This window comes from Thiobacillus sp. (assembly GCF_018780105.1).
Lineage (GTDB): Bacteria > Pseudomonadota > Gammaproteobacteria > Burkholderiales > Thiobacillaceae > Thiobacillus.
Genome location: NZ_JADMKC010000007.1, coordinates 345,174 through 364,287, shown reverse-complemented (window position 1 = coordinate 364,287; position 19,114 = coordinate 345,174). Strand labels below are relative to the sequence as shown.

General features: G+C 59.6%; 18 protein-coding genes, 1 tRNA gene and 1 pseudogene. 12 read left to right on the top strand and 8 right to left on the bottom strand.

Annotation, left to right across the window (positions count from 1 at the left end; translation table 11 throughout):
* Positions 1–15 precede the first annotated feature (15 nt).
* Entirely contained in the window at positions 16–2,136 is a 2,121-nt protein-coding gene (locus tag IV098_RS08280; protein ID WP_296887977.1) for a nitric oxide reductase activation protein NorD, read from the top strand.
* An 11-nt stretch (positions 2,137–2,147) separates the two neighbouring features.
* Positions 2,148–2,426 carry a hypothetical protein gene (locus IV098_RS08275; RefSeq protein ID WP_296887975.1) on the top strand — a complete coding sequence of 93 codons (279 nt, stop codon included), beginning with the start codon at positions 2,148–2,150 and terminating at the stop codon, positions 2,424–2,426.
* On the opposite strand, the gene cgtA is transcribed toward IV098_RS08275, so the two are convergent.
* From cgtA to rplU, 3 genes are all read right to left on the bottom strand, one after another.
* Entirely contained in the window at positions 2,423–3,505 is a 1,083-nt protein-coding gene (cgtA, locus tag IV098_RS08270) for an Obg family GTPase CgtA (protein WP_296887973.1), read from the bottom strand. The genes IV098_RS08275 and cgtA overlap by 4 nt on opposite strands.
* A gap of 103 nt (positions 3,506–3,608) precedes the next feature.
* The gene (gene rpmA / locus IV098_RS08265) at positions 3,609–3,872 is read right to left on the bottom strand and encodes a 50S ribosomal protein L27 (RefSeq protein ID WP_296887971.1); all 264 of its coding nucleotides are present in this window, start codon (positions 3,870–3,872) and stop codon (positions 3,609–3,611) included.
* 11 nt (positions 3,873–3,883) lie between these two features.
* Positions 3,884–4,195: a 50S ribosomal protein L21 gene (gene rplU, locus IV098_RS08260; protein ID WP_296887969.1), complete on the bottom strand. Its 312-nt coding sequence runs from the start codon at positions 4,193–4,195 to the stop codon at positions 3,884–3,886.
* 172 nt (positions 4,196–4,367) lie between these two features.
* Here rplU and ispB point away from each other — a divergent pair, with 172 nt between their 5' ends.
* From ispB to IV098_RS08240, 4 genes are all read left to right on the top strand, one after another.
* The gene (ispB, locus tag IV098_RS08255) at positions 4,368–5,336 is read left to right on the top strand and encodes an octaprenyl diphosphate synthase (protein ID WP_296887966.1); all 969 of its coding nucleotides are present in this window, start codon (positions 4,368–4,370) and stop codon (positions 5,334–5,336) included.
* A 71-nt stretch (positions 5,337–5,407) separates the two neighbouring features.
* Positions 5,408–5,484 (top strand) — tRNA-Pro (locus IV098_RS08250).
* A 202-nt stretch (positions 5,485–5,686) separates the two neighbouring features.
* Positions 5,687–5,965, top strand: coding sequence for a helix-hairpin-helix domain-containing protein (locus tag IV098_RS08245; protein WP_296887964.1), 279 nt, complete (start codon positions 5,687–5,689; stop codon positions 5,963–5,965).
* Between the two features lie 144 nt (positions 5,966–6,109).
* Complete coding sequence (locus IV098_RS08240) at positions 6,110–6,886, top strand: ZIP family metal transporter (RefSeq protein WP_296887962.1); 777 nt, start codon at positions 6,110–6,112, stop codon at positions 6,884–6,886.
* Here the strand turns inward: IV098_RS08240 and IV098_RS08235 are convergent.
* The gene (locus tag IV098_RS08235; protein WP_296887960.1) at positions 6,818–7,042 is read right to left on the bottom strand and encodes a hypothetical protein; all 225 of its coding nucleotides are present in this window, start codon (positions 7,040–7,042) and stop codon (positions 6,818–6,820) included. The genes IV098_RS08240 and IV098_RS08235 overlap by 69 nt on opposite strands.
* Positions 7,043–7,069: 27 nt before the next feature.
* Here IV098_RS08235 and rimO point away from each other — a divergent pair, with 27 nt between their 5' ends.
* Positions 7,070–8,401, top strand: coding sequence for a 30S ribosomal protein S12 methylthiotransferase RimO (gene rimO / locus IV098_RS08230; RefSeq protein WP_296887958.1), 1,332 nt, complete (start codon positions 7,070–7,072; stop codon positions 8,399–8,401).
* A gap of 15 nt (positions 8,402–8,416) precedes the next feature.
* Here the strand turns inward: rimO and IV098_RS08225 are convergent, their stop codons facing one another.
* Positions 8,417–9,496, bottom strand: a complete 1,080-nt coding sequence (locus tag IV098_RS08225; protein WP_296887956.1) for a hypothetical protein — start codon at positions 9,494–9,496, stop codon at positions 8,417–8,419.
* 17 nt (positions 9,497–9,513) lie between these two features.
* Between IV098_RS08225 and IV098_RS08220 the strand changes: the two genes are divergently transcribed.
* The 5 genes from IV098_RS08220 to IV098_RS08200 are packed head-to-tail and all read left to right on the top strand — an operon-like array spanning position 9,514 to position 14,435.
* On the top strand, positions 9,514–10,758 hold the full coding sequence (locus IV098_RS08220; RefSeq protein WP_296887954.1) for a lipoprotein-releasing ABC transporter permease subunit: 1,245 nt from the start codon (positions 9,514–9,516) through the stop codon (positions 10,756–10,758).
* A complete protein-coding gene (gene lolD, locus IV098_RS08215; RefSeq protein ID WP_296887952.1) occupies positions 10,751–11,428 on the top strand; it encodes a lipoprotein-releasing ABC transporter ATP-binding protein LolD in 678 nt (225 codons plus the stop codon). Before IV098_RS08220 ends, lolD begins: the two co-directional genes overlap by 8 nt.
* Positions 11,429–11,483: 55 nt before the next feature.
* Entirely contained in the window at positions 11,484–11,753 is a 270-nt protein-coding gene (locus IV098_RS08210) for a type II toxin-antitoxin system Phd/YefM family antitoxin (RefSeq protein WP_296887950.1), read from the top strand.
* A complete protein-coding gene (locus tag IV098_RS08205) occupies positions 11,750–12,070 on the top strand; it encodes a type II toxin-antitoxin system RelE/ParE family toxin (RefSeq protein WP_296887948.1) in 321 nt (106 codons plus the stop codon). The genes IV098_RS08210 and IV098_RS08205 overlap by 4 nt, the downstream gene beginning before the upstream one ends.
* 10 nt (positions 12,071–12,080) lie before the next feature.
* Positions 12,081–14,435 (top strand): DNA internalization-related competence protein ComEC/Rec2, encoded by a 2,355-nt coding sequence (locus IV098_RS08200; RefSeq protein ID WP_296887946.1) that lies wholly within the window; start codon positions 12,081–12,083, stop codon positions 14,433–14,435.
* 212 nt (positions 14,436–14,647) lie between these two features.
* Here IV098_RS08200 and IV098_RS08195 read toward each other — a convergent pair whose 3' ends face one another.
* The 3 genes and pseudogenes from IV098_RS08195 to IV098_RS08185 form a co-directional block, all read right to left on the bottom strand.
* A complete protein-coding gene (locus tag IV098_RS08195; protein ID WP_296887944.1) occupies positions 14,648–16,633 on the bottom strand; it encodes an outer membrane protein transport protein in 1,986 nt (661 codons plus the stop codon).
* A 355-nt stretch (positions 16,634–16,988) separates the two neighbouring features.
* On the bottom strand, positions 16,989–17,711 hold the full coding sequence (locus tag IV098_RS08190) for a PEP-CTERM sorting domain-containing protein (protein WP_296887942.1): 723 nt from the start codon (positions 17,709–17,711) through the stop codon (positions 16,989–16,991).
* Between the two features lie 1,114 nt (positions 17,712–18,825).
* Positions 18,826–19,098: pseudogene (locus IV098_RS08185) on the bottom strand (sugar transferase); the annotation flags it as partial.
* Positions 19,099–19,114 lie beyond the last annotated feature (16 nt).

Genomic DNA, 19,114 nt, shown 5'->3' with positions numbered 1-19,114 from the left:
GGCGTCGCTTTAATCATGGCGTTGGCGCCGCTCACTGCCGGCGAAATGGAGGCCAGCCTCCACGTCTGGCTGGACACCGAGTTCACGTATTACAAGGTCGACCAGCTCGCGCGCGAACTGGACCGGCTCACGCGCGACGAGCAGGATTTCATCCTCGGCTGGATCCGCCGCATCGCCTCCACCCACATCACGCTCGCCTGGCAATTCGGCCGCCGTGCGCCGGCCTTGCTGCCGCATATGGAACTGCGCCTGCTCGAAGCCTGGGCGCTGCATACCTGCGACGTGTTCGATCGTACCGGCCTGCAGAATGCGCTGCGCGTGATGGAACAGGTCGACAGCTTCGACGTGGTGCAACACAAGAACGATGCCGCTGGCGCACTGTTTGAAGAAATCTCGCCAGTGCTGGGAAATTTTGTCTGCGGTTTATCGGGGCGCCGCTTGCGGATCGAGGAAGGCGACGCCGCCTGGACCGACGGTGAACGCATCGTGCTGCCGCCGCTGATCGCCGCCCTGCCCGATCGAGACGATAATTTTCAGCTCGCCAAAGTCATGGTGGCGCTACTGTGGGCACAGACCCGCTTCGGTACCCTGCGTATCGATCTGGTCGCCGTCGCAGCCGGCTACCCCGACCCCGAGCGTGCGCTGAATCATTTGTACGCGCTGGAAATCCTGCGGCTGTCGGCGCAGATCAAGCGCGAGTTGCCCGGTTTGCATCGCGCGATGCAAGGTTTGCGCAGCCGACTCGACGCGCCGCTGTCACCCGCATGGCAAGCGTTCGAGACCCGACTCGCCGCATCCGGGGCTACGGTGGACGACAGCCTGGCCCTGCTCGATTCAGCCTATGCCGAAACCGCATGCCCGCAATTTTCGGATCAGGGCTGCCTGCGCCCGGATGCCATCGCCGCCGCCCGTGCCGCACGCCTGGACAAGGAAAAAGCGCGGCTGCGCATCAAGCTCGCCGAACTGCTGGCGGAGCAGCAGGCAACGCAGCCGGAAACCCGGCCTGCATCCGAGCCGCCCCCCGAATTCGAAGTCGCACCACGGGACGAAAACGGCCGGCTCGATTTTGAAATCACCCTCGACGATGCGCCCATCGCGCCGCCCGATGGTGTCAGGCAACTTCTGACCTCGATCTATCTCGACTTTGGCGATATCCCGCCGGACTACCTCACCCCGGCAGGCGAAGGCGAATACGATGCAAGTCGGGTGTTCGACCAGCCCGAAGATCCCGACGCGGTGTGGCAGGGCACCTATCACGAGAAGGGCGCCGAGCTCTACCCGGAGTGGGATCATGGACGCCAGCACTACCGCAAGAACTGGTGTGTGATGCGCGAAAAGACCGTCGCTCCGGTTTACGACAACTTCCACCGCGAGACGCTGGGGAAATACGCGGGCGTAGTGAAACACCTGCGCAAGAAATTCGAGGCGCTGCGCGACGAAAACCGCCTCGACAAGCGGCAAACCCAGGGCGATGAAATCGATCTCGACGCGCTGATCGAGGCGCTGGCGGATGCCCGCGACGGCAGCGAAATGAGCGATCGCCTGTTCCAGCGCATGCACCGTGCCGAGCGCAACATCGCGGTGGTGTTTCTGGTGGACATGAGCGGATCGACCCAGGGCTGGATCAACGAGGCCGAGCGCGAAGCGCTGATCCTGCTGTGCGAAGCGCTGGAACTATTGGGCGACCGCTACGCGATCTACGGCTTTTCCGGCACCACGCGCAAACGTTGCGAACTGTTCCGCATCAAGACTTTCGACGACCGTTACGACGACGAAGTGAAGGCGCGCATCTCCGGTATTCGCCCGCAGGAATACACCCGCATGGGATTTGCACTGCGCCACATGAGCAAACTCCTGAATCAGGTGGAAGCCAAAACCCGCGTGCTGATCACGCTCTCGGACGGCCGCCCGGACGACTATTTCGACGTCTATCGCGGCGTCTACGGCGTGGAAGACACACGCATGGCATTGCTGGAAGCCGCACGCACCGGCATTCACCCCTTCTGCATCACCCTCGACCGCGACGCACGCGACTACCTGCCGCACATGTACGGCGCGGCGCGTTACGTCATTCTGGATGACGTGCGACAATTGCCGGTCAAAGTGACAGACATTTACCGCCGCATCACAACCTGAACCCGCACGACATGAGTCTCGACGAACTGAAAATCGGATACTTCTACAGCAACGGCGCCTATGGCCGCACCTGGGGCGTGCGCCAGCTCGCCGCAATCGGACACGATGCCGAAAGCGGTGAGGCGGTTTATCACTTCAAGGGTGTGGCAGGCATCTGCCGCCGCAAGAAAGGCCATTGCAGCCCGATTGAGTTTGCGCGCTGGGCGCGTTATCAGGTGGCCTTGCAGGAAAACGACTGGAAGCGCGTCGGCGGCGAAGCGTATCCGCCCGACGAGTCGGTCGCGCTTTAACCCGGATAATCCGGCGTCTTGTCGGCCGCCGCCGCTGAGTCCGTCGCGGCCTCATCCCCTGCACGCGCACCCTGCGCAGCCAGATAATCCATGATTGCGTAGGTCAGCGCACTGCATCCCGTGCCATCCAGCGCCGAGATGGCGAACACCGGCCCTGTCCACTGGTAATCCTTGACGAACTGCGCAACGACCGCCTTGCGCTCGGCCTCGTCCACCATGTCCATCTTGTTCAGTACCAGCCAGCGCGGCTTTTCATACAACTGCTGATCGTACTTGCGCAGCTCTTCAACAATCGCCCGCGCCTCGCGCACCGGATCGCTGTCGTCATAACGCGGCGAAACATCCACCAGATGCAACAGCACGCGGGTGCGCTGCAAATGGCGCAGGAACTGGTGGCCCAGACCCGCACCCTCGGCCGCGCCCTCGATCAGACCGGGAATGTCGGCGATGACAAAGCTGCGCTCGCTATCGACCCGCACCACGCCCAGGTTAGGCGCCAGCGTGGTAAACGGATAGTCCGCCACCTTGGGACGCGCCGCCGACACCGCGCGGATAAAAGTCGATTTGCCCGCATTCGGCATGCCCAGCAGCCCCACATCGGCCAGCACCTTCAACTCCAGCGCCAGTTCCAGTTCCTCGCCCGGCTCGCCCAGCGTGTGCTGGCGCGGTGCGCGGTTGGTGCTCGACTTGAAATGCTGGTTGCCCAGCCCACCCTTGCCGCCTCTGGCCAGACAAACCTTCTGACCATTGACGGCCATGTCGGCCACCACCTCGCCGCTGTTGATATCGGTGAACACTGTGCCAACCGGCACGCGCATCGTCAGGTCTTCGCCGCCCTTGCCGTAGCACTGTGCACCGCGCCCGTTCTCTCCCTTTTGCGCCTTGTAAATGCGGGTGTAGCGAAATTCGATCAGGGTATTGATATTGCAGTCCGCCACCGCGTAGACGCTTCCGCCGCGCCCGCCATCGCCGCCATCCGGCCCGCCGTTCGGGATGTATTTTTCGCGCCGGAACGAAGCGCTGCCGTCGCCGCCTTTACCCGCCAGCACCTCGATTTTTGCTTCGTCGATGAATTTCATAGTGGAATAGTCCTAATGCGTGGTCGCAATCAAGGCCGCACAAACAAAAAAGCCCCATCCGGCGGACAGGGCTTTTTGGCGACCGGTTCGGCCTCAGCTCAAATCAAGCAACCAGCGGCTCGATGCGTACCATACGGCGGCGGGCAGCGCCCTTGACTTCAAACTTGACCGTGCCTTCAGCCTTGGCGAACAGGGTGTGATCCTTGCCGATGCCGACGTTATCGCCGGGGTGGAACTGGGTGCCGCGCTGACGCACGATAATGTTGCCGGCCAGAACAAACTCACCGCCGTAGCATTTCACGCCCAGACGTTTCGATTCCGAATCGCGGCCGTTACGCGAACTACCGCCTGCTTTCTTGTGTGCCATTTATCTGCTCCTTATGCGGTAATGCCGCCGATTTGCACTTCGGTGAAGTACTGGCGATGGCCTTGGCTCTTGCGATAGTGCTTGCGACGGCGCATCTTGAAAATCTTGATCTTGTCGCCGCGTGCCTGATTCAGCACCGTGGCGGTGACCGTGGCGCCACGCAACATGGGCGCACCCACTTTGATGTCGGCACCATTGCCCACCATCAACACTTGGTCGAAGGTGATTTCGCTGCCGATGTCGGCCTCGAGCTTTTCAATTTTAAGTTTGTCGCCAGCGCACACGCGATATTGCTTGCCGCCGGTTTTGATGACTGCGTACATGGGGGGTCTCCAACCATTACGAACCCGGGAAAGCGCGAGATTCTAGCGGCGAACCCAGAGTAAGTCAAACCATTCGGCAAGTCTTTATCCGGAACCCGCCCGCTGTGAAAAAGCGGGACGGGGCTGCTACCATGCGGGATTATCTCAATAACAAGCTTGTATAGCCCAAATCGTGTCTCTGGAGAGCCTGCAAACCTATCTGGCCGACGACATGCATGCCGTCGACCATGTCATCCGCCAAAGCCTGTATTCCGACGTGGCCCTCATCCGCCAGGTGTCCGAATACATCATCAATAGCGGCGGCAAGCGGATGCGCCCGGCGCTGGTTCTGCTGTCTGCTGGTTGCTTCAATTATTCGGGCAGCGCCCATCACACCCTCGCCGCAGTGGTTGAATTCATCCACACGGCCACCCTGCTGCACGACGATGTGGTGGACGAATCCGAACTACGCCGCGGCCGCGAAACCGCCAACGCCCTGTTCGGCAATGCCGCCAGCGTACTGGTCGGCGACTTCCTCTACTCGCGGGCGTTCCAGATGATGGTGGCGGTCGACAACATGGAAGTCATGCGCATCCTGTCCGACGCCACCAACACCATCGCCGAAGGCGAAGTGCTGCAACTGCTGAACTGCCACGATCCCGACATCGACGAAGAGAATTACCTGCGCGTCATCCGCTACAAGACCGCCAAGCTGTTTGAAGCGGCCGGTCGGCTGGGTGCGGTTATCAGCGGCGGCACCGATGAGCAGAAAGACGCGCTGGCGCGCTACGGCATGCATCTCGGCACGGCTTTCCAGCTGATCGACGACGTGCTGGACTATTCGGGCGACTTTCTCAAAACTGGCAAAAACATCGGCGACGATCTGGCCGAAGGCAAACCCACCCTGCCCCTGCTTTATGCCATGAAGCACGGCACGCCGGAACAGACCGCCAGCATCCGTCAGGCAATCGAACACGGCGGCCTCACCGAATTCCAGAGCGTGCTCGCCGCAATCAAGGACACGCAGGCCCTGCAGTACACCCGCGAAGTCGCGCAACGTGAAGTTCTGGCCGCAAACGAAGCAATTTCTGTCCTGCCTGATTCAAATTCCAAATCAGCTTTGCTACAATTAGCGGCTTTCGCGGTTGACCGTAGTTTTTAACCGCGCAGTTTTAATCTCCCGTTAGTTCTTCAAATAGAGTTTCAGTTCACCACTGATCTCGCCATCTGCCTCGGGGCGTAGCTCAGCCTGGTAGAGTACTGCGTTCGGGACGCAGGAGTCGGAGGTTCGAATCCTCTCGCCCCGACCACATCCTCATGTGGTTGCCTTTCGCTTCATCACACACACAACGCGCGTCCCGGTCACCGATTGATCCGGTCAAGCAAACTATTTTCCATTAAGAATCAGCCAGATAGGCACCGCCTACGACTAAAGTTGTACATCCATTTTTCTTGATCGGCGCTAAGGTCCTGTCGTGGAATTTCCACGACCAACCAATCTAAGGAGGCAGTATGAAAAAAATGGGTAAATTTGTGCTGATGCTGGTTGCAGGTTTGATGGCGCTCCCGGCGTTTGCCGCGGTCAACATCAACACCGCCACACAATCCGAGCTGGAAGCCGTCAAGGGACTGGGGCCGAGCAAGGCGCAGTCCATCATCGCTTACCGGGATGCCAACGGCAGTTTCAAGAGCGTGGACGACCTGGATAAAGTGAAAGGCTTTGGCAAAGCCAGTATCGACAAACTCAAGGGCGAACTGACTGTTGGCCCGGACAGCAGCAAGAAAAAATAAGCATTGTCCCGAGGCGCTGCGGCGCCTCCTGCGTATCCCGCGGGTGTTCCGCATGCGGGATACGCCCCCATCAATTGCAAGCGAAAGCAGACGGCTCTGGCCGAGCCAGTATAATTCGCGCTTTCCTGGCCGCTCTGCTTCCCCATGTCTACCCTTGCCGTCATTCTGATCGCGACTGCCGCCGGCAGTGTGCTGAGCTTGTTGCTCGCAGCGGCATTGGCCTTTTCGGCGCGTCCCAGCTGGATTCCGGTTCTGGTGAGCTACGCCATCGGCGCGCTGCTGGGCGCTTCCCTGCTGGAGGTTTTGCCTGAGGCCGTGGAAATGGGTGGCGAGATCGAGACCGTCGGCCAGGCCGTGCTGGGCGGCATCCTGATGTTCTTCCTGCTGGAAAAACTGGTGTTGTGGCGACACTGTCACGACGAGGTGTGCGAAGCCCACGGCAGTCACGGCCACGGTCACGACCACGGCCGTTCCGGCGCGATGATCATGGTCGGCGACACCTTCCACAATTTTGTCGACGGCATCATCATCGCCGGCGCGTTCATCGCCGATTTCCGGCTCGGTGTGGTCACCACGCTGGCAATCATCGCGCACGAAATTCCACAGGAAATCGGTGATTTCCTGATTCTGCTGCACTCGGGCTATACACGCACCCGCGCGCTGCTGCTCAACTTTCTGAGCGGTATCGCCACCCTGGTTGGCGCGCTGATCGGGTATTTCGCCCTGTCGATGCTGCAGGGCTGGACGCCAGTTTTGCTGGGGCTGGCCGGCGCGAGCATGCTGTATGTGGCGATGTCGGATCTGATCCCTGGCCTGCACAAACGCGCCGAGATCGGCGCCACCCTGCAGCAGCTAGCGCTGATCGGACTGGGAATCGGCAGCGTCGCCCTGATCGGCCACCTCATCGGCCACGGCCACTGAGCGGCGGCGACGGCCCGGCCGGTCGAATGCGTAGACGAACAAGGCCAGCGGCAACACGCCCAGAAAAACCAGGATGGCCAGCGCCTTGCCGATGCTGCTGGCGGTAATCGCCATCATCAGAATCACATACGCCCAGCCAATCGCTACGATATACATCTCACTGCTCCATCAGGATTGAACGCCATGGTAACCAAAGCTGCTCCCACCCGCTCACCGACCGTCGGTTTCGTTTCGCTCGGCTGCCCCAAAGCGACCGTCGATTCGGAGCGCATCCTCACGCAGCTGCGCGCCGAAGGCTACGGCATCGTGGGCAGTTACGACGATGCCGATGTGGTGGTGGTCAACACCTGCGGCTTCATCGACGCCGCGGTACAGGAATCGCTCGAAGCGATCGGCGAGGCGCTGGCGGAAAACGGCAAGGTGATCGTCACCGGTTGCCTCGGCGCCAAGGCCGACGTCATCCGCGAAGCGCACCCCAAAGTGCTGGCCGTCTCCGGCCCGCATGCACTGGATGAAGTCATGCAGGCCGTGCACACGGCGCTGCCGAAACCGCACGATCCGTTCGAGGACCTGATTCCGCCGGGCGGCGTCAAACTGACGCCGCGCCACTACGCCTATCTGAAAATTTCGGAAGGCTGCAACCACCGCTGCACGTTCTGCATCATCCCTTCGATGCGCGGCGATCTGGTAAGCCGCCCGGTGGGCGATGTGATGCGCGAGGCCGAGGCGCTGGTGGGCGCCGGGGTCAAGGAATTACTGGTGGTGTCGCAGGACACCAGCGCCTACGGCGTGGACGTCAAATACCGCCCCGGCTTCTGGAACGGCCGCCCGCTCAAAACCCGCATGACCGAACTCGCCGGCGCGCTCGGCAGCCTCGGCGCGTGGGTGCGCCTGCATTACGTTTATCCCTATCCCAGCGTGGACGATGTGATTCCGCTGATGGCCGACGGCATCATCCTGCCGTATCTGGACATTCCGTTCCAGCATGCCAGCCCGCGCATTCTGAAACTGATGAAGCGCCCCGGCGCCGTCGAAAAAACCCTCGACCGTATCCAGTCCTGGCGTGCCGCCGTACCCGATCTCACCCTGCGCTCGACCTTCATCGTCGGCTTCCCTGGCGAGACCGATGCCGAGTTCGAGGAGTTGCTGGCTTTCCTCAAGGAGGCGCAACTGGATCGCGTCGGCTGCTTCAAGTATTCGCCGGTCGAAGGCGCGCTGGCCAACGACTTGCCCGACGCGGTGCCGGAAGATCTGAAGGACGAACGTCTGGAACGCTTCATGGAAGTGCAGGCGGAAATTTCGGCAGCCCGGCTCGACGCCAAGATCGGCCGCGAAATCGAAGTCATCGTCGACGAAGAAGATGAAGTCGGCACCCTCGCGCGCAGCCATGCCGACGCGCCGGAAATCGACGGCGTGGTGTATCTCGAAGGCGTGTTCGATCTGGAGCCGGGCACGCGCCTGAAAGTGCGCATCGACGAAGCCGACGAACACGATTTGTGGGCGACGCCGCTCTGATTCTGGAACGCCGGTTCAGGCCAGCATCGCGATAAGCGGACGCGGGCGTCGCCAGATTTTCCAGGCATCCACACGCTGCAACTGCAGCCCCCGGCCATTGACCGGATCGAGCAGCTGCACACCGGTTGAATCCAGCGTACGCAAGGCTGCGCGCAGCGGCACGAACCCGTTCTTTTCCAGCGCCCGCAACGCTTCGCGCCAGCCGTAGGCATCGCCGCACTGGCCGGCCGGCGTCAGTGCATCCAGCAACACCAAGCGCTTCGTTTTCAGCATGGCCGCATCCAGCTGCGGCGGCAGCGGAAAATTTCCGGCCCCGCAGAAGGCGGCCAGCGCACGCGCCGTCGCATCGTTCGCATACAGCGTCGGCGCATCCCCGGGCACGGCAGGCTGACTGCCGCCGCCCCACAACCAAAGTGAATTCACCGGCAGCTCGCCACGCGCTTCGCGTGCCTGATTGACCGGGTGCTCGAACAGCAGCATCTGCAACTCGTTCAGCACACTGCGCAACCGCCGGGCGTCCTCGCCCTGGGGCTGCAAGGGCTGAATGTCGCGCCCACTCGCCACCGACAGGGGCGTGGTACGCAAATCCGGCGGCTGCGCAAAATGCAGATACCAGCGGGTGGGATGCAAGGGCTGCGGACTCAGGCTATCGCCGAAATGCTGGCTGATGCTTTCGACCAGCGCAGCTGCCTCCTGCTGCGTCAATGCAAAGGTCCGGCTGTCCGCCAGCACGATCCGGTCGCGCATCACCCGCAAGTGCACCGGGTCGGCACGCAACCAGTAGCCTGCCCCGCTGCCGCCATCGGCCGCCGCAGTCACCGGTGCCAGCGGCCAGTCCTGCTGGCGGGCGATGCCCAGTGCGCTGCACAGAGCCGCTTCCGTGCCCTCGTCCGGACAGGCTATCCGGGTGCCGCGCGCAAGCAGTGTTTGCAATGCGGGCAGCACCAGGCCCGGCGTGGCCGCTTCGAGCAAACGCGCGGACGGGAACAAATGCGGCACCAGAATGATCATGTGCAAAGTGTAAGCGGATTCGCGACGATCGCGGCCCGGCCGCTGCCAGCCGGACCCGTCGGCTGTGGCATACTCAAAACTCATTTTCAGCGAGTCCTGTTTTGCTTCCCTTCGAACTCCAGATCGGCCTGCGCTACACCCATGCCAAGCGCAGCAATCATTTCATTTCCTTCATTTCCATCGTCTCGATGGCGGGCATTGCGCTGGGCGTGATGGCGCTGATCGTGGTGCTCTCGGTGATGAATGGTTTCCAGGAAGAACTGCGTGCACGCATCCTCGGCGTGGCGGCGCACCTCGAAATCAGCGGCCCCGGCGACCGCCTGCCCGACTGGCGCGGCGTGCTGGCGCAAGCCGCTCAAAACAAGAGCGTCGTAAGCGGCGCACCCTATGCCAACGCGCAAGGCATGCTGGCCAATGGCGGCAACGTGCGTGGCGCGATCATTCGCGGCATCCTGCCGGATAGGGAAAGCCAGGTGGCCGATCTCGCCAGGCACGTCAAGCTGGGCAAACTCGACAACCTGAAGCCCGGCGAATTCGGCATCATCCTCGGCGGCGAACTGGCGCGCATGCTCAACGTGTATCCCGGCGACAAGGTGGTGCTGCTGACGCCGCAGGGCAACATCACGCCGGCCGGCGTGATGCCGCGCGTCAAGCAGTTCACCGTGGTCGGCATCTTCGAGGCCGGCATGTTCGAATACGATTCCGGGCTGGCGCTGATTCACCTGCAGGACGCGCAGAAGCTGCTGCGCATGGGCGACGATGTATCGGGCGTGCGGCTCAAGCTCGACGACCTGTTCCGCGCGCCCTTCGTCACCCGCGAGCTGGCGCAAAGTCTCAGGGGCGATTTCTACCTCACCGACTGGACGCAAAGCCACGCCAACTTCTTTCGCGCCGTCGCCATCGAAAAACGCATGATGTTCCTGATCCTGCTGCTGATCGTCGCCGTCGCCGCATTCAACATCGTTTCCACCCTGGTGATGGCGGTGACCGACAAGCAATCCGACATCGCGATCCTGCGCACGCTGGGCGCAAGACCCGGTTCGATCATGCGCATCTTCATTGTGCAGGGCGCGTTCATCGGCGTGTTCGGCACCCTGCTCGGGGTGGCGAGCGGCGTCCTGCTCGCGCTCAATGTAGAAACCGTGGTGCCGATGATCGAACGCCTGTTCGGCATGGACCTGTTCCCGGCCGACGTCTATTACATCAGCCAGTTGCCGTCCAAACTGATCTGGAGCGACGTCGCCATTATCGGCGGCATCTCGCTGCTCATCAGCCTGCTCGCGACGCTGTATCCCAGCTGGGCTGCGTCGCGCATCAACCCGGCGGAGGCGCTGCGTTATGAATGACATCGTGCTGCGCTGCAGCGGCCTGAGCAAAACCTTCCGCCAAGGCAGGAACGACGTGCCGGTCCTGCGCGGCGTCGATCTCGAAGTCCGCGCCGGCGAGTCGCTGGCCATCGTCGGCGCATCGGGCTCCGGCAAAAGCACCCTGCTGCATCTACTGGGCGGCCTCGATACGCCGACCCAGGGCACGGTCGAACTGCTGGGGCGCAACCCCTTTGCCATTTCCGAAGCAGCGCGCTGCGAACTGCGCAACACCGCGCTGGGATTCGTCTACCAGTTCCATCACCTGCTGCCCGAGTTTTCCGCGCTGGAAAACACCGCGATGCCGCTCACCATCCGCCGGCTCGACCGCACCCAGGCCATGGCGCGCGCGACCGAAGTCCTGACCGAAGTGGGACTGGGCCATCGTCTCCCCCACCGCCCCGGCGAACTCTCCGGCGGCGAGCGTCAGCGTGTCGCCATTGCACGCGGGCTGGTTACCCAGCCCGCCTGCATCCTGGCCGACGAACCTACCGGCAACCTCGACCGCCACACCGCCGATGCCGTGTTCGACCTGATGCGCGACCTCAACCGCAAGCAGGCCACCAGCCTCATCGTCGTCACCCACGACAGCAATCTGGCGGCGCGCATGGATCGGCAGTTGCGGCTGGTCGATGGGATGTTGCAGGCCTAGCGGGCAGTCCGAATTAAGACTATATTCGGCCAATAGCCGCCTGGAGGTACGTAACATGGAACTGTCCACCCGCACCAAACCCATCAGTTATCTGAAAAGCCACGCAGCCGAAATCGTTCGAGAACTGAACGAATGCCGCGAACCCATGCTCATCACCCAAAACGGCGAAGCCCGCCTGGTGGTGATGGATGTCAAATCCTACGAGGCGTATGAAGAAACACTGGCGCTGCTCAAGCTGTTGGCGTTGGGCAGAAAACAAATCGACGCCGGACAGTTTCGCTCTGCCGACGCGGTGTTTGCCGACCTCGACGCGCTGGATAAATGAAGATCGTTTTTCTCAAAGATGCCGAAACCGACCTGCATGACCTGCGCATCTATTTCATCCAGCAGTTTTCCAGCGAGGCGTGGCGCACGCATTCACGCAAACTGAAACAGGCGATCCTGGAACTCGCGGAGTTTCCCCAGATCGGCAACGTGCCGGACGAAATCGCCCACCTTGGACTAACGCATTACCGCCAGTTGATCACTGGGCAAACCCGGGTGATCTACGAAATCCAGCCCGATGTCATCGTCATTCATATCGTGTGCGACACCCGGCGCAACCTGCGCACCTTACTGACGCATCGTTTGCTCAGGGCGTAACCCCCGCGCGATGCGGTTTTATCTCATCGCATTCTGTCTTGGCGTATGGCTGCTGCAACAGCAGGCCACGCTGCCACCCGCGCGCTGGCTGTGGATGTTGCCGCTGCTGGGCAGCGTGTTATGGCTGCCGCGTTTTTCCCAACCCACCCCTGAAGCCCTGCGCCGGCTGGCGGTTGCGCTGCTGAGTCTATCGCTCGGCTTTGCCTGGGCGGGATGGCGTGCCGACCTGCGGCTGGCGGATCGCCTGCCTGGTCATTGGCAAGGGGTGGACATTCGTCTGGAAGGGGTGGTCAGCGACCTGCCGCAAAGCGATGCGCGCGGCGAACGCTTTGTGCTGGACGTCGAACAGGTGTTGACGCCCGATGCGCCGAACCTGCAACGCATCCAGCTCGCGCGGTACTGGCCGCGCGATGACCCCAGCCACACACCCACCGTGCAGGCAGGCGAACGCTGGCAGTTCACCGTGCGGCTCAAAACCCCTTACGGCACCCACAACCCGCACGGCTTCGATCTGGAAGCCTGGATGCTGGAACGCGACATCGCTGCTTCGGGCTATGTGCGCGAACAGTCATCGCCGCAACGCCTGGCAGGCCGCGCCGGCACACTCGCCGCCTGGATCGCCGCCACCCGCGCCACGATCCGCCAACGGATCATGCGCACGCTAGGCGACGCCCCCTATGCCGGCGTGATCAGCGCGCTGGTGATTGGCGACCAGCGCGGCATTCCGCACGAACAATGGCGGGCTTTCACCCGCACCGGCGTCAACCATCTGCTGAGCATCTCGGGACTGCACGTCACCATGATTGCCGCGCTGGCCGGCTGGCTGCTCGCACAGGGCTGGCGGCGTCTGCCGCGCCTGGCGGAACGTGTACCGGCACGGCAGGCCGGCCTCGTCGCGGCCGTGCTGGCCGCAGCGGCCTACAGCCTGCTGGCCGGATTTCAGGTGCCCGCGCAGCGCACCCTGTTCATGCTCGCCGCGCTGGCGCTGGCATTCTGGGGGCGGCGCGAACCGCGGCCCTTTTCGGCGCTGACCTGGGCGCTGTTCATCGTATTGCTGATTGATCCGTGGGCGGTGTTGTCTGCCGGATTCTGGCTGTCGTTTGGTGCCATGGCGGTGATTCTGTGGGTGAGCTTCGGCCGCGTGGCGATGCCTAACAAGCTGCGTGGCTGGATCACCGTGCAGGCCGCGCTGACGCTAGCACTGGCGCCCGCCCTGTTGCTGCTGTTCCAGCAGGTGTCGCTGATCTCGCCGCTGGCCAACGCCATCGCCATCCCGGTAGTGAGCTGGTTGGTCACCCCACTGGCCTTGCTGGGCGTGATCGTCCCGCCGTTATGGCATGCGGCCGCATGGCTGATGGACGGACTGGGACAGGGCTTGCAGTGGGCCAGCGCCCTGCCCTGGGCCGTTGCCGCGCGGCCCGCGCCGGATGGCTGGGCCACCCTGCTGGCCGTCATCGGCACCGTGTGGCTTTTGCTGCCGCGCGGGTTTCCGTTGCGGGCACTGGGCGCCGTGCTGTGGCTGCCGCTGGCGTTTCCACCGCAGGCAAACCTCGCCCCTGGCCGTTTCGAAGCCGACGTGATCGACGTCAGCCAGGGCACCGCCATCCTGATCCGCACTGCCCGCCATACCCTGCTCTACGACACCGGCCCCGCCTTTGCCGACAGCGACGCCGGCGAACGCATCATCGTGCCCTACCTGCGCGCCACAGGCGTCGGCGAACTGTCAGGCATGATCGTCTCCCACGACGACAGCGACCACAGCGGCGGCCTGCGCTCCGTGTTGCGCGACCTGCCCACCGGCTGGCTGCTGCATGGCCTGCCCGCCAGCAGCCCGCTGTTGAAAGGCGCGCCCGCCCCACGCCATTGCCAGCGCGGCCAACACTGGCAATGGGACGGCGTGCGCTTCGATATTCTCAACCCGCCCGCCACGGCCTACGGCGAAGCCAATCGCCGCGACAACGATTACAGTTGCGTATTGAAAATCAGCAGCGGCGGGCAAAGCCTGCTGATCACCGGCGATGGCGAACGGCGCGTTGAGCTCGAACTCATGGAACAGGCGTTACGCAACAACGGCACGGACCTGTCTGCCACCGTCCTGATCGCTGGCCATCATGGTAGCCGCACCTCGTCGCTGGCCGAATTCGTCGAACAGGTGCAACCGCAAATCGGCGTCTTCACTATGGGCTACCGCAACCGCTTCGGTCACCCGCATCCCCAGGTCGTCGCCCAATTCCGGAAGCAGGATGCCCGCATGCTGCGCAGCGATAGCAGCGGGCTCATCAAACTGAGGATCAGCCAAACCGGTGTGGAGACCTTGGAATATCGCCCGTCTCACCGCCGCTATTGGCAGAACAGCTCACCATGAGGCTGCTCTGCCCATGGGGTTCTTTGGAAAATTACGCTTTATCGACAGCCTGATCACTGGCAGTCTCAAGAAAGCTCAGATTGGCATGGCTGTACCCGAGTAGCCGTGAAATCAGTTCATTCATTTGAAGTGATGCACCAAACAAAACAGCCTGGCAAAGCCAGGCTGTTTTGGGGAGATGACCGCCTGAATCCGGCGATCGGCAAGGGTCGTTAAAATTTAAACAAGAATCCACCCGTATACGCATCAACATCGGCTCCATCGACATCGTAGCGTTCCCATTCAGCACGCAGAGTGAAGTAATCACCCATATCGTAACTTACGCCCAAACCGTAATACAGACCCGTACCACTATCCGATTCCGTAGACTGGGTTGCCGTAGTTGCGGTTGGGACGCCAGCAGTGGTGTCTGTAGTCAAGAGTTGCTTACGCCAAAAATTGGCCCCCAGTTTGCCAAACACAGAAAAATCCTGAGTGACCGGATACGATCCCATGGCCGCTAGCATCCAGGCATCACTTTGCTGAGCCAGCCGAGCTGTAGCGGCTGTAGGCGCGGTCGCGGTCACATTTGCGTAGAGATCCTGAAAGGCCATATACCCACCTTCCACTCCGACGAACGGGTTAATTTCATAGCCCGCATAAAATTTCCAGGGAAAGTTCCCATTCGCGTTTGTATTATCGAGATCGGATGTTGCCGTGATGCCGTCGGCCGCGAGGGAAGCGTTAATATTAGATGATTCCCACTTGCTATTACTGGTCTGGCCAATACCCATACCCGCATAGAAACCCCATGGCGTCTGATCTTCTGATGGATCGCCATATTCGCTCACGCCTGGAGCAAGTACCCAGCCCAAGCTCACCCCATATACATTTTGATTCATTCCGATGTCGGCCATACCGATAATATTTTGGTTCCGCGGCGAAGTTTGCGAATTCGTCGGAACACGCATATAAGTGCCGGTTATTTCAAGCTCATCACTGGGCTTGTAGGTAAAACCCACCGATATATGCCTTTCAACAGTAGCCGGCGCTAACGTATTAAATGTCAACTGGGTGTTAGGAATCGTAGTCGCGCCATAGTTGTAGCCTGCACGAACTTGCAACTGACTAGTCACGCCATACTGGATACCCAGCTTATACACAGTCTGATTCTGCCAGCCGAACCCCATGCCTGCATCATTTCCGAGTTCTTTAGACGGATCAACTGTAGAAGGAATGGCTTTTACTGCATTATTTTTTGTGGAAGGACCAGGGCCAGGATATGGGGTTGCAGAAGTGCCCGGCCCCAGGTTACCGAAGGACTTAACATCCCCAAAATTGATCCGTGACACATCAGCGGCAATCACGAGATTCTTCATCGGCTTGATGGAAATGCCTATGCCATAATTTTCGGGAATATCGAAGCCGCCCTGCTCGGCAAACAAGCCCCGGTACTTGTCAAACTTCGTCATTGAAATTCTTGATGTGTACACCAGGCCGACCGTGAGTTTGTCATCCATATACTCACCTTGCCAACCCAGTTTGACTCCCCCACCATAACTGTAATCGTAGCCATTGTTTGTCATATGCGCTGGATCGGATGTGATCGTCGTAAAATCATCAAAAGTCAAAAAAGCACCAAGCCCGTAGGCCTGGAAGCGCGTCGTAGCAAGCACTAACGAAGCACCGACCCCCTGATCTTCGTTGACTTTGTAGGCCACGCTAATCGGAATCAGCACCTGCATCATGTCCACGCCAATTCTGTCGCTTACAGGCGGATCTCCGGCAAACGAAAAGAAATTCGCAGGATAATTGGTGTTCATACCACCGCTGCCTACTACCGCCAAGCCAATCGACAGTTGCTCGGTAAGGGGCATGGTAAAGCCCATTTCCGGCATCAGGAAATACCGCGATTCACTTTCAACATCACCAGTGAACGTACCGGCAAAAGGAGATGTCTGGCCCGCAGGTCTACCTACCGTGGCATATCGTTCCGGGTTAAAAATACTAATGCCCATATCCCCGCGCATACCTGCATTGAGAATATTGACAGGGTTGGCATTGGCAGATAGCGAATCACGTCCATAAGCAATACCGACTCCCCCCATACCCGTCGAGCGGACGCCAGATCCCGGTAGGAAAAAGCCGTTAGTAGCCTGTGCAGAAGTGGTTGTTAGGCAGGCTGCCACCAAGGCAGCATGTTTCAAAGCAAAATGCATAACTCCTCCGTTTGTAATAAATAGTATGTGTTATTAATATTTTGAAAATTGTGCTGATATCTAACCCGTTTTTTGCACAACTATTATTTTTGAACACAAGGGTAGAAATTCTACTAGGGCTTAATGGGAGCCATCCATAATTAACAGCACAAGTTTTTTGGGCTGTTACATTAATGCAGTAAATGAGTAACTTGATCATTGCGGCATTCAATGAAGTTTTCACATTTTCGGAACTGAATCACCATGCAAAAAAATACGGCGGGTTTCCCGCCGTATTTTTTTGCATGCCCGAATTAGATTCAATCCGGGTTTGCAAGCACGACTAACAACAACGTTATTCGTGCTTGCACACCAATTAGGCAACCAGCTTGCGGCGACGTGCAACCATCCCGCCAACCAGACCCAGACCAGCCAGCATCATGCCGTAGGTAGATGCCTCCGGCACAGCAGCAGTAACAGTACCGCTGAGATTCCATACGCCGGTGTTGCCATCAAAAGAGCCGCCGACAATGTAAGACGACCAGTTCAGAGTATAAGAACAGCTATTACCCGAACAGCCCGAAAGCGTGCCGGTTGCAAAAGAGCCGTCAGCCGCACCGTCGACGAGATTCCGGCCGCTACCCTGGTTAAAGTCCGTGCCATTGTAGTTGGCAAACCAAGCGCTCGTGTCCGCCGTAATGCTGGCGCCATTTGTCATGCTTGCAATATTGAATGTTACCGGGGCGAAGCCGGAAATGGTGCCTGCTGCCGAATTAACGTCGCCCAGATTGGCTGCAGCGGTGTAGGTGTTAACCGTTTTCTGGGTTGAACCAGGGATGCCCGCACCGAATCCAAAGCCAACGATCCCGTCCGCGCTAAAAGCGGTATTGGCAACAGCGGAACCGGGGGTGGTGCCGTCATAACCGAGGATATCCGCTGCACCGGTACCAAAGGCTGCAAACGTAATGGGTGCGCCGAAGCCAATCATTTCGAAATTGCCGCCAGTAACAGAAGCGGACGTAACTGTAACAGCCTGCGCGCCCGAAGCAGCGAGAGCCAAAACTGCCGCAGCAGCAATCTTTGTCATTGTGAAATTCATTGTAAATCTCCTCATGTAGATTAAGTATCGATCGATTAAACAACTACATTTGTTGTTACCTACCCGGGCGGAAACTGAGCTCCGATTAATTCCCTTCGCGGCGCTACACATTAAGCAATGGCAATGCCAACCTAATTAAACATTTACTAATACTCTTTGCATATCAACGAAATAAATGTTTATAGCCTCTGGCCAGCCGCCCTCAAATGGTGCTCGCCTATCCGGAAGTGTAAAATTTTCCGACAAAATTCGGGCGGCCAATCGGGTTGTATCCAGTACCAGATATTGATGAGCTATTTGTACTACGTACCAACAAGCAAACTTCCCTAGACAGATCAATTGCTTAAAACATTACCCCGCCATGAGCGCTGCGTGTAAAATTTATCGACAAACCAATATTGATAAATAAAGTTTATTTACGGATAAATTTTATACAGACGATTCGTCTGACAAGGCCATTATTAAGAATGGATTGAATGCTTTGGTGCGTATTCAATCGCTTCAAGTCATTTTGGCTCCACATACGAAAGTGACGACACGGGAAACACGCTGTTCCCCATGCTTAAGGCCTACTAATGGCAGGAACCTGGCGTCTGCTGATCATGGCTGCCGGTATGCGGACACACCTCTATGTATTTAGATGCAAAGGGTAAGGGCTGTAATCTGTCTTGCGCATAAAACTGCTTTGCGGGGTCGTGGATTGCATGCGCCTACAGCGCTTTGGCACCGGCATCCCAGGAAGCCACCATCACCCGGTTGACCACTTTTGCAGCGGATATGCGCCAAGTTTGCAGCCTTGGATGCGGCGGCCGATATTCAGCCTGTTCGCGGGCTACTTCAAGGGGGCGCTGAGATGTCCACACGCGCCAACCCGGCGCAAAGCCGGAATCCAGTCTGATTAACCGAGCTCCGTCCGGATATCTGGGGAGTGTGTAAACAGCAAAACCGCCTGGCGTAGACCCCTGGTAACTTTGGCCGTAAATACGGCACCCCTCGCCCGCACGCGATCAGTTTGCCTAGACGAAGGGGGGCTTCGCCAACAAGAGACTGCGTACCGGGGCTGAAAAACACCTGATGGCGCAAGCTAGGCTAACAGCCCGCTTTTAACACCTTATCAATAAGCGTTCTGATCCCGCCAGACAACCGCCAGGGTCTTGCCAATAATCATGAGATCGAACACGAGCGACCTGTTGCGCATGTAGTCAATGTTGTACTGCACGCGGGCGCGCATTTTGTCGAGGGTTTCGGTTTCGCCGCGCAGGCCGTTGACTTGCGCCCAGCCGGTAATGCCGGGCTTGACCTTGTGGCGCAGCATGTAGCCTTTGATCAGTTTGCGGTATTGCTCGTTGTGGGAGACGGCATGGGGGCGCGGGCCGACGACGCTTATGAGGGGCATCAGCGTA